The organism is Haematospirillum sp. H4485, assembly GCF_012102745.1.
In the GTDB taxonomy this organism is placed as follows: Bacteria; Pseudomonadota; Alphaproteobacteria; order Rhodospirillales; family Rhodospirillaceae; genus Haematospirillum.
In genome coordinates, this window is sequence record NZ_JAAVSY010000004.1 from 150,332 (window position 1) to 161,146 (window position 10,815).

7 protein-coding genes are annotated in these 10,815 nt (G+C 54.6%); 2 read left to right on the forward strand and 5 right to left on the reverse strand.

Annotated features, from left to right (window positions below; all coding sequences use genetic code 11):
* Nucleotides 1-22: 22 nt before the first annotated feature.
* From HEQ61_RS05215 to HEQ61_RS05235, 5 genes are all read right to left on the reverse strand, one after another.
* Nucleotides 23-328, reverse strand: coding sequence for a Dabb family protein (locus HEQ61_RS05215; RefSeq protein ID WP_168020027.1), 306 nt, complete (start codon nucleotides 326-328; stop codon nucleotides 23-25).
* 108 nt (nucleotides 329-436) lie between these two features.
* Nucleotides 437-2,710 (reverse strand): ATP-dependent helicase, encoded by a 2,274-nt coding sequence (locus tag HEQ61_RS05220; protein ID WP_168020049.1) that lies wholly within the window; start codon nucleotides 2,708-2,710, stop codon nucleotides 437-439.
* Between the two features lie 64 nt (nucleotides 2,711-2,774).
* A complete protein-coding gene (gene metH / locus HEQ61_RS05225) occupies nucleotides 2,775-6,296 on the reverse strand; it encodes a methionine synthase (RefSeq protein ID WP_168020052.1) in 3,522 nt (1,173 codons plus the stop codon).
* A 27-nt stretch (nucleotides 6,297-6,323) separates the two neighbouring features.
* Nucleotides 6,324-7,202 carry a methylenetetrahydrofolate reductase [NAD(P)H] gene (metF, locus tag HEQ61_RS05230; protein ID WP_168020028.1) on the reverse strand — a complete coding sequence of 293 codons (879 nt, stop codon included), beginning with the start codon at nucleotides 7,200-7,202 and terminating at the stop codon, nucleotides 6,324-6,326.
* Between the two features lie 22 nt (nucleotides 7,203-7,224).
* Nucleotides 7,225-8,196: an ArsR/SmtB family transcription factor gene (locus HEQ61_RS05235; RefSeq protein ID WP_168020029.1), complete on the reverse strand. Its 972-nt coding sequence runs from the start codon at nucleotides 8,194-8,196 to the stop codon at nucleotides 7,225-7,227.
* Nucleotides 8,197-8,546: 350 nt separating this feature from the next.
* Here HEQ61_RS05235 and HEQ61_RS05240 point away from each other — a divergent pair, with 350 nt between their 5' ends.
* Both HEQ61_RS05240 and HEQ61_RS05245 read left to right on the forward strand, forming a co-directional pair.
* A complete protein-coding gene (locus HEQ61_RS05240) occupies nucleotides 8,547-9,326 on the forward strand; it encodes a VacJ family lipoprotein (protein ID WP_168020030.1) in 780 nt (259 codons plus the stop codon).
* Nucleotides 9,327-9,363: 37 nt separating this feature from the next.
* Nucleotides 9,364-9,999 carry a phospholipid-binding protein MlaC gene (locus HEQ61_RS05245; protein ID WP_168020031.1) on the forward strand — a complete coding sequence of 212 codons (636 nt, stop codon included), beginning with the start codon at nucleotides 9,364-9,366 and terminating at the stop codon, nucleotides 9,997-9,999.
* Nucleotides 10,000-10,815: the final 816 nt, after the last annotated feature.

A 10,815-nucleotide genomic window follows, 5' to 3' on the forward strand; every position in this document is an offset into this window, starting at 1 on the left:
GTCATGGCCAACCTTGCCCCAACTAGGCAGGACACGTTGCATATGTGCTTTCAAAATCAGCCGCTACGCGCTGGTCCCGCAAGGGGCGAACCCGGCGAATGGATTCCTCATAAAGGGGGTGCTTCTTGTAGGCATCCAGATCTTCAAGGGAATCAAACTCGCAATAGACGACAACATCCATCTCACGGGACAGCGTATCGCGTTTCGTATTATAGCAAACCTCGAAATTATGAGCCCCGGGAATACCAGCCAGAATCTCCAGCCCTTCCTTGATGGCTGGCAGGTACGCTGGATCCTTGGCGCTGAACAGAACAACGTGGCGAATCACGATCTCGTCTCCGGAAAATACAAGGGATGAAAAAAGACAGGAAAGGGTATCATAATCCAGCGAACCCGCAGGAAAAACACATCCGAGCCGGACATTGGCAAGATCCCGTCAGAAGGGAACATCCCCCCCATCATCTGCCGAGGATGCATTTACAAAACTGGCCAGAACACGCTTGACGCCTGCTTTGTCGAACGCAACTTCCAGCTTGTCCCCCTCGACCGCGAGAACTGTACCCGGTCCAAACTTCTGGTGAAAAACACGATTCCCAAGGGACCAGCCACCAGCAGGTTTTGCCGACGCCGCCCGTGAAGACAATGACACACCAGAACCAGCCCGGGAAGAAAACGACTGGCGGTAATAGCCCATGGACGCCGCACCGGTGTCAGAGCGCTCCTCAACACACTCCTGCGGCAATTCCCCGATAAAGCGCGATGGCAGGCACTGCTGCCAATCACGAAATATACGACGCTGAGAGGCATGGCTGATAAAAACCCGCCGACGGGCCCGGGTCAACCCGACATAAGCCAACCGGCGCTCTTCTTCCAAGGATTGCTGGCCACCATCATCCAAGGCCCGACGATTGGGAAAAACGTCTTCCTCCCACCCCGGCAGGAAAACCGTATCGAACTCAAGACCCTTGGCGGCGTGCAGGGTCATCAGCGTTACGCTCTCTCCCGTTCCGGCCTTGCTGTCATTTTCCATAACCAAGGCTACATGCTCCAGAAACTCCTCCAGAGCTTCATAATCCTCCAGCCCACGGACAAATTCCTGCAGGTTCTCCACACGCCCCGGCGCCTCGGGGGTCTTGTCGCGTTTCCACATCTCCATATACCCGGACCCATCCAGAACCATGGACGCCAGCTCGGATGGAGGCAAGGAAAGCCGCAAGGTCGCCCATTCATCAAGACGGGCGATAAAATCAGCCAGAACCGCCCGGGGACGGGGCTTCATCTCATCGGTTCCAATAACAGAACGGGCTGCATCCAGAAGAGACAGGCTTCCGGCACGGGCCACGCGGTGAACAACCTGAAGGGCCGCATCCCCCAAACCACGCTTGGGCGTATTGATAATCCGTTCAAACGCCAGATCATCTTGTGGCTGACAGATCAAACGCAAATAGGCCAAGATATCCCGAATTTCCAGACGCTCGTAGAATCGCAGCCCCCCAACCATCCGGTAGGGGGTTCCTGTCGCAATCAGACGTTCTTCAAATTCACGGGTCTGGAACCCGGCCCGCACCAGTATCGCCATACTGGACAAGGACTCACCGTGTCGGCGCAGATCCTCTACTTGACTGACAACGGTCCGCGCCTCCGCAGAGCCATCCCACACAGCAGACACCACTATCTTCTCACCACGTTCGGTACTACCTGCCGCGTACAAATCCTTGCCCAGGCGACTGCTGTTATGGCGAATCAAGGCAGAAGCCGCACCCAGGATAACCGGAGTGGAACGATAATTACGTTCCAAGCGCACAACCGTTGCACCGGGAAAATCGTGTTCAAATTTCAGGATATTACCGACTTCAGCCCCGCGCCACGAGTAGATCGACTGATCATCATCACCAACACAGCAAATATTACCGTGCCCCTGCGCCAGAAGACGCAGCCACAGGTACTGGGCCACGTTGGTATCCTGATATTCATCAACCAGAATATAGCGGAACTGCTGCTGATAGCCCTGCAAGATATCCGGACAAGATCGGAACAGCGACAACACATGCAGCAAAAGATCGCCGAAATCACAGGCATTGAGTTCCATCAGGCGCGCCTGATAGGACCGGTACAAATCCTTCCCTGTCCCGCCAGCCAGACTACCAATCTCAAGAGCAGGGACGTCATGCGGCGTCCAGCCGCGATCTTTCCAACGCTGAAGAATGGCCATCACCATGGGAACCGGCCACTTCTTGAGATCAAGACCAGCCTCCAGCATCAAGGCTTTCAGAACCCTCTGCTGATCATCGGTGTCCAGTATGGAAAAGCCGCTGCGCAGCCCGACCTGCTCCCCATGCCGACGGAGAATCTTCACACACAGGGCATGGAAAGTCCCCAGCCAGACCTGATCCGCTGTCGGCCCCAGCAAGGCCGACACCCTTTCCCGCATTTCGCGGGCAGCACGGTTGGTAAAGGTGACGGCCATAATCTGCCATGGGCGGGCCAGATGCGTACCCGCAATATGTGTCAGACGGGCTGTCAACACCCGGGTTTTGCCTGTACCAGCCCCGGACAGGACCAGAAGCGGGCCTTCGGTCGTCGTGACCGCCCGCAACTGCTCGGGGTTAAGTCCGTCAAGCCAAGGTGTCGCAACCGGCTCCTGGTCCGCATCAGCAGGGGAGAAGGGAGTGTTGCTGTCATCAGCAAGGTCAAAAGGATCGCTATTCATGCCGGTCACTATAGGGGTTCCTGTTCATCGAAACAGCCCTAAAACGCCATCGGGATCATCCATACTAGACCTTGAAGTACTTGGCCTGGGGATGATGCAGGACAATGGCGCTGGTGGATTGCTCGGGGTGCAGCTGGTCCCCTTCACTCATCTCCAGACCCAAGCGGCCTGCACCCAGCAAATCCAGCAGCTTCTCCTGATCGGCCATATTGGGACAGGCCGGATACCCAAAGGAATAGCGGGCACCCCGGTAGCCCTGCTTGAGCAGGTCGGCAATATCGCGGGCATCTTCGGCAGCAAATCCCAACTCTGCTCTTATCCGCTTGTGCACGTACTCAGCCATGGCTTCCGCCATTTCCACTGAAAGGCCATGCAGGTACAAATAATCCTGGTATCGGTTTTCGGAGAACCAGTGTCTCGCCACATCAGACACATGACTGCCCATCGTAACAACCTGCAGGGCGACGACATCGCGGGGGCCATCGGCATCAAGCTCCCGAACAAAATCGGCCAGACACAGGCCCCCCTTAAAACGCTGGCGCGGAAATGTAAACCGGGCTGCCTCACGCAGGCCATCTTCGTGGAAAAGGATAACAGTGTCCCCTTCACTACCTGCCTTCCAGTACCCGTAGGCCGCCTTGGGGTGCAAGATAGTCTCGGTATTACAGATATCAAGCATCCGTTGCAGGATGGGGCGCACCTCGTCCCGGGTCCATGCCCGCCATTCCGCGCGGTCACGTCCCTGTTTGCGGAATCCCCACTGGAACTGATACAACATCACTTCATTCAGATAAGGTACAAGAGCCTTGATCGGCACCTGCTCCACCAACGCTGCACCCCAGAAAGGCGGTACCGGCAAAGTAGACGTTGCGGCCAGTTCCTGCCGACGCAGGGAGACTTCGTTCCAGTCCACCGGCCGTTCCGCCATTGTATGCACAGCGACTTTTGCGGTCTCTGCAGCCGGGTGAGTGGATCGCGAAGGACGCCCTGCCCGCTTGACCCTGGCGGCCTCCACATGCTCTGCAAAGCGCCCCTCCACCACCTTGGCCATCAGGTCCAGGCCATCAAACGCATCCCGCGCATAGGCTACCAGCCCATTATTCCCGTTGGCGGCATAAGCTTCGGAACAGTCTGTTTCCACAAACGCCCGTGTCAAGGCTGCCCCACCCAGCATAACCGGGATGGACAGTCCCTGCCGGGCCATTTCTTCCAGGTTTTCCTTCATGATCACTGTTGATTTGACCAGCAGGCCAGACATGCCTATGGCATCCGCATGATGCGCATGGGCAGCCTCAATAATGGCCGAAACCGGCTGCTTGATGCCAAGGTTGATGACCCGGTATCCATTGTTGGTCAGGATGATATCAACCAGATTCTTGCCGATATCGTGCACATCGCCCTTCACGGTGGCCAGCACCAGTGTTCCCCTGCTCTGGCCATCGGTCTTTTCCATAAAGGGTTCCAGCCATGATACCGCAGCTTTCATGGTCTCGGCAGATTGCAGGACAAACGGCAACTGCATTTGGCCTGCCCCGAACAATTCACCGACTTCCTTCATGCCATCCAGAAGATAGATATTGATGATGTCCAGGGGCGGATGGACCTTCATCGCCTCTTCCAGGTCCACCTCCAGCCCCTGACGATCCCCGTCGATAATACGCTGGCGCAACCGTTCTTCCACGGTTGTGGCCACCACAGCCGTTGGGCCGGACACCCCCTCCCGGTCACGGAACAGGGCAATAAAAGCATGCAGGGGATCATAGCCCGGCGCACGACGGTCAAAGATCAGGTCTTCGGCGCACTTGACCTCTTCCGGAGCCAGTTTGTGCAACGGCATGATCTTGGACACGTGCACAATGGCACCGGTCATACCACGCTTGACCGCATGGTGCAGGAAAACCGAATTAAGGACCTGTCGTGCCAATGGTTTCAAGCCAAAGGAAATATTGGAAAGACCGAGAATAATCTGGCATTCCGGCAGGATACGGGCAATGTCCTCTATGGCATCCAGGGTCTCCATCCCCAAGCGCCGGTCATCATCATTTCCGGTACAAATGGTAAATGTCAGGGGATCAAACATCAGGTCAGAGGCTGGCAACCCATGGCGCGTACAGGCAAAGTCATAGAGACGCCGGGCAACCCTGACCTTGCCGGCACAATCTTTTGCCATGCCGTCCTCATCAATGGTCAGGGCAATCACCGAGGCACCAAATCGGCGGGCCAGCCGCACCCGGTCTGCTGCATGCCCCTCTCCATCCTCGAAGTTGATGGAATTGATAACGGCCTTGCCGCCATACAGCTTCAACGCCGCTTCAATCACCGGGGTTTCCGTGGAATCAATCACCAAGGGCGCGTTGACAGTCCCCCGCATCCGGCTGACAACCGCCAACATGTCTGCTGTTTCATTGCGCCCGACAAATGCTGTGCAAACATCCAGGGTATTGGATCCCTCCCGCACCTGTTCACGGCCCATGGCCACCGCACCGTCCCAGTCCTCTGCCTCCTGGAGCTGGCGGAACTTCTTGGATCCATTGGCGTTGCAGCGCTCTCCGATCGACAGGAACGCATTTTCCTGACGCAGATCAACCCGGCTGTAAAGCGAGGCAACAGCCGGCACCCAGTGGAACTGCCGACGGACAGGAGCAGGACGCAGCGAAGCATCGCCCATACGCCGCAACATGGTATCAACAGCCATGGTATGCGCTGGCGTTGATCCACAACAGGACCCGACAATATTAACACCATCTTCCCTGATAAAACGTTCATGCCAGCTGGCCAGTTCCGGCGGTGTCAGGGGATAAAACGTCTTTCCGTCTCTCAACTCGGGAAGGCCGGCATTGGGCTGCAATGATATGTATCCCGGCCAATTCTCTGACAGCCAGCGCACATGCTCTGCCATTTCCGCAGGACCAGTCGCACAGTTCAGGCCCAGACAATCAACACCCAATGCATGGGCCACCGTTGCAGCAGCACCAATATCGGTCCCGACAAGAAGCGTCCCCGTAGTTTCAACGGTCACCTGCAGCAAAATTGGTATGTAGCGCCCCGCATCCTCCCGCGCTGCCTTCACACCATTCACAGCGGCCTTGAACTGAAGGGGGTCCTGGCATGTTTCAATCAACACCGCATCACAGCCACCGGCAATCAAGCCACGGGCCTGCACGATATAGGCCGTTTCCAGACTGTCGTAATCAATATGCCCAAGGCTTGGAAGCTTTGTACCAGGCCCAATCCCCCCAAGGACAAAGCGGTTGCGCCCGTCACCGGCAAACTGTTCCGCAGCCTCACGAGCTATCTCAACCGCCCTTCTGTTTATCTCTTCTGCCCGATCCTGAAGATCAAACTCTGCCAAGGTTACAGGACTGGCACCAAAAGTATTGGACTGCACCATGTCCGCACCGGCAGCAAAATACCGCTCGTGGATTGAGCGCACCACGTCAGGACGTGTCAGGTTCAAAACCTCGGTACAATTTTCCCGGCCATCGTAGTCATCTTCCACAGTCAAGGGCATAGCCTGAACCAAGCTACCCATAGCCCCGTCACACAGGAGAACGCGCTCTTCAAGAGCATTCAGGAAATTACGCATTGGCACATCATGCTCCGGCAAACAGAATCAGGGAGAAGAAAAGGCAGGAGGCCGGACACCCAAAGTATGGCAAATTGCAAAAACAAGATCGGCCCGGTTCAGGGTGTAGAAATGGAAATGACGAACACCGTCACGCTGCAATTCCTCACACAGTTCGATCGCTGTTGTTGCGGCAACAAGCTCCCGCGTACGGTGGTCTTCATCCAGTCCCTCGAACCGATCCCGCAGCCACGCCGGAATGGAAGTGCCACAGGCACGGGAAAACTTCACCACCTGGGAGAAATTGGTAACCGGAAGAATGCCTGGAACAATAGGGACCGAAATACCGGCCGACCTGGCCCGGTCAACAAAACGCCGGTACGTATCAGCATCGAAGAAGTACTGGGTAATGGCCCGGGTTGCACCGGCATCAATCTTGCGGCGCAAATTCTCCAGATCATCACGGGCTGAACGTGCAGCCGGATGGACTTCGGGATAGGCCGCAACGGAAATTTCAAAATCCGCAATCCGCCGCAACCCGGCAACCAGATCAACAGCAAAAGGATACCCGCCCGGATGAGGCATATACTCCACAGACCCCTCGGGTGGATCTCCACGCAGGGCGACAATATGCCGGATACCGGCATCGCGGTAATCACGGGCAACAGCATCAATATCGTCCCGGGTGGCCTGCACACAGGTCAAATGCGCCGCCGCCGGAATGCCCCACTCTTTCTGAAGGCGGATCACGGTATCGTGTGTGCGTTCACGGGTTGATCCCCCAGCCCCATAGGTTACTGACACAAACAATGGCGCCAAAGGAGCCAGTCGCTTGACACAGCCCCAAAGGCTCTCCTGCATTTTTTCCGTTTTCGGCGGAAAAAACTCAAAACTGACCTGAAGCGCACGCTGTGTTGCCGTATGCATTCCCAATATACCCCACCCTGTATTACTCAGACAAAGAACAAGTTTCCGCGCCTGGTCGTGCGGCCAGCCAGATCATAACCGTCAACATCCCGGGTTCTCTTTTCGTACCGGGAAGGGACACAGACCTTACTGGCTCCAATCCTGCCGCTATAAGCCAAGCGTGTATCTCGTGATCCGCGAAGCCCAATCTTAGGTGGTTGTGATCACAGCACAACTCCTCATGATTATGGGGGGCAAAATCAACAAGGACCAGACGCCCCCCTGGGCGCAGAACACGTGCGGATTCGGCAATGACAGCGGATGGGGAGTCTGCGTAATGGAGAACCTGATGAACAGTAACCAGATCAGCCGCATGATCAGGAAATGGAAGGGCATACATATCACCTAGACGTACCGTACAGTGGCGCAGAGCTTCATCCGCCTCCAAGGCACTACGCGCCAAGGCAAGCATTTCCCGACTGAGGTCAAGGCCAACAGCTCTCCGGGCATGGCGACCCAGTAACCCCAGGATACGGCCAGTTCCGGTTCCCACATCAATCATGTCCGTAAAGGGCTTCTGCAGGGCTATGTCAAGCAAGGTACCCTCGATCTCGGCTTCATCGACATGCAAGGTACGAATTGCATTCCATTCACTGGCATTGGCACTGAAATATGCTTCTGCGATACGTCGACGTTCATCACGCAGTTGATCCAGCCGCGCACGGTCAGCCATCAGGACGCTATCCGAGGAGGGCAACAAACCGATGATCTGTGCAGCCAACTGCGCACCAACCCCATCTGGAGCCAAACGACAAAAAACACGGCTCCCCTCGCGGAAGCGTTCCAGAAGACCGCTGTCACACAATATTTTCAAATGACGGGAAATACGTGGCTGACTTTGACCAAGAATCCGGCAGAGATCGGAGACTGTTCGGTCACCATAAGCACAGAGCACCAGCAGACGAAGCCGGGTTTCCTCTCCCGCAGCCCGTAATCCAGCGAGAATATGCTCCATCTTCAGGTCATCCCGCAGAAACAAAAGAGAACATAAGGATATATTTATATATCCATGTGTCCAGCCCCTGTGTTTGTCTACAAGGGATTACAGTTGCGTGTGTCTATCCCGGCACGCTGTATTCCATATCTGTACAACTGACCCAATGTGGCTGGCTTTTTCAGGGGCCATGTGGTACCGCTGTGCAAGTATAAAGTGCCTTATTAAGCTGTTCACGGGTACACAACAACAAACTTCCATCATGCCGTGTGCGGGTATATCAGCTTATGGCTCCGCATCCAGCAAACAAGTAGAGTTAAAGGCAAAGATTTGGCAACGTCACACAGAGATAATAAACCGGGGATGCATTGATGAGAACTGAGTTCTTCCCACGCATGAGGGTATTTCTCGCCGTTGCCTCGGTTGCTTTCATGTCGGCCTGCACAACGCATACCGATGAAGATGCCAACGATCCGATTGAACCCGTCAACAGAGCCGTACACGGTTTCAACAAGGCTGTTGATACTGTCGTGATACGGCCTGTTGCCTGGACCTACCGCGAAGTTATACCCGACCCGGTACAGGAAAGAATCGGCAACGGACTGCGCAACCTGAAAAGCCCTGTGATTCTGGCAAACGATCTGATGCAGGGAGAATTCGACAACGCATGGGTAACGTTCATGCGCTTGCTGATCAACTCCACATGGGGCTTGGCAGGCCTGCACGATGTCGCCGGCGAAATGGGCTTCACCTATCATAATGAAGATTTTGGCCAAACTTTGGCCGTCGCCGGTGTGGAGGAAGGCCCTTATCTGGTTTTGCCCATTCTTGGTCCTTCCAATCCACGTGATACCGTCGGCCTTGTTGTTGACTGGATTATGGATCCCTTCCGGCTCTATACGGCAGCCAAGAATGTGGAAGAAGCCAACTACGTCAGAACTGGCTTGCAGCTGATCGACACGCGTGCCGGACTAATCGACGTCCTGGATGATGTGGAAAAGACATCTCTGGATACGTACGTGTCCTACCGGACCCTTTATCGCCAGAGGCGAGCCGCAGAAATCAAGAACCAGACGCTTGGGCATGAAGTGGACGGGGAAGCATTTGATTTCAATGATACACCAGAGCAGAGCACCCCTGCACCCAAGTAAAATTGGTATGTAGAACCCATAGAGCAACACAGAACACATGACATCAAGAATACCCTTTACCATCTCCATTTTTGGCCTTCTTCTTGCGATCGGCCTCGTATTCTCACAGGCTCAGGCTGCCCCGGATCTCGAAGGTGCCCGGAAAGTCGTACAGAAAATTGCCGACACCGGAATCAGCGAAGTTGTAGGGGCCGACGTCTCCTATGACGAGAAAATAGAGCGGTTCCGGAAATTATTCGACACATGGTTTGACATGCCGGCAGTCTCCCGTTTCGTTCTGGGACGTTTCTGGCGCACAGCCCCTGAAGAAGAACAAAAACGCTTCATCGAGCAATTCAGGGAACTCAACATCTACACATGGGCGCAACGCTTCAACGAATACAATGGCCAAAAACTGGTTGTCACCACGGCTACAGCCGATGGGGACGGCGGGGCTTTTGTTGAAAGCCAGATCGAAAGAGAGGCCGCAAAGCCTATGGTCGTTCTTTGGCGCCTTCGCCTGCGCGGATCAGAATGGAAAGTCGTTGATCTCAGCATCGAAGGTGTATCCATGGCCATCACGTTCCGGTCTGAATACGCGGCCAAGCTTTCGGAACCCGGGGCAAGCGTAGCATCATTGAATGCATTGATCTCTGCACAGACCCATCAGCTTTCAAGTCAAACACGTCGCTAGGGTTACAAGGACCTTTATGGAGACTCCCTGCTCCATAAAGGTCCTTGATTGCACTTCCCAAATAGTTCCTATTGGGCATAGAAGAGGATGCTATAGAAGCTTCCACCTAATATTCCACGTATCTAAGATAGAACTGCTATCACCTGATGGAGCTAATTTTCAGGGGATTAATATTGTATTCACTCAGGCAAACGCATACAAACATTGCTTGCTTCTTCTTGCCTTGTGCATAGCATGCATACAACTTGTATCATTTTCTGTGAACACAGCATTGGTACATATGTCACATGACCTTGGGGCCATTAGAATACGATGAAGTGGGTTGTTGCTGCCGATCTCATTGAGGCAGGAACCTTGATATATCCTGCTGAGGTCATCGGTGATTCAATTGGGCATCATCGCACCTGTCAATGTGGGATATTTTGTTTCTAATTGCCACCGCACTCTGTACGCTCGCGAAACCTTTACCACACCAAAAAAATTGGCTGGGACCGTCTCTGGATTAGCCAAAACGCTTGTTACGATATTGGGTGACGTGGGGATCTTACCGCAGGCGCTTCCATTGCCCCTTTCACAGAGGGGGGGGACGTACGAGCGCATCTAATAAATATATCTCCTTATTATGTGGATCCTTAGCTCTCCCCTTGCTTTGGTACCTCAATAGGATTCAAAGAATGGAGGGAGGATTACCGATGAGGCGAAGCTGAAACTGATGGAATTACAGCTGAGCGGTCAGCTTGAAGAGATCACGCAACAACAGTCAGTGAATCGTGCTGAGGCAGGATCTGGCAGTTTGTTTGTATCGGGTTGGCGTCC

Bases quoted from the DNA above. Each gene is read 5' to 3' on its own strand.
- HEQ61_RS05220 (WP_168020049.1), bottom strand. From the start codon at position 2,710: ATGAATAGCGATCCTTTTGACCTTGCTGATGACAGCAACACTCCCTTC.
- metH (WP_168020052.1), bottom strand. From the start codon at position 6,296: ATGCGTAATTTCCTGAATGCTCTTGAAGAGCGCGTTCTCCTGTGTGAC.
- metF (WP_168020028.1), bottom strand. From the start codon at position 7,202: ATGCATACGGCAACACAGCGTGCGCTTCAGGTCAGTTTTGAGTTTTTT.
- HEQ61_RS05235 (WP_168020029.1), bottom strand. From the start codon at position 8,196: ATGGAGCATATTCTCGCTGGATTACGGGCTGCGGGAGAGGAAACCCGG.
- HEQ61_RS05240 (WP_168020030.1), top strand. From the start codon at position 8,547: ATGAGAACTGAGTTCTTCCCACGCATGAGGGTATTTCTCGCCGTTGCC.
- HEQ61_RS05245 (WP_168020031.1), top strand. From the start codon at position 9,364: ATGACATCAAGAATACCCTTTACCATCTCCATTTTTGGCCTTCTTCTT.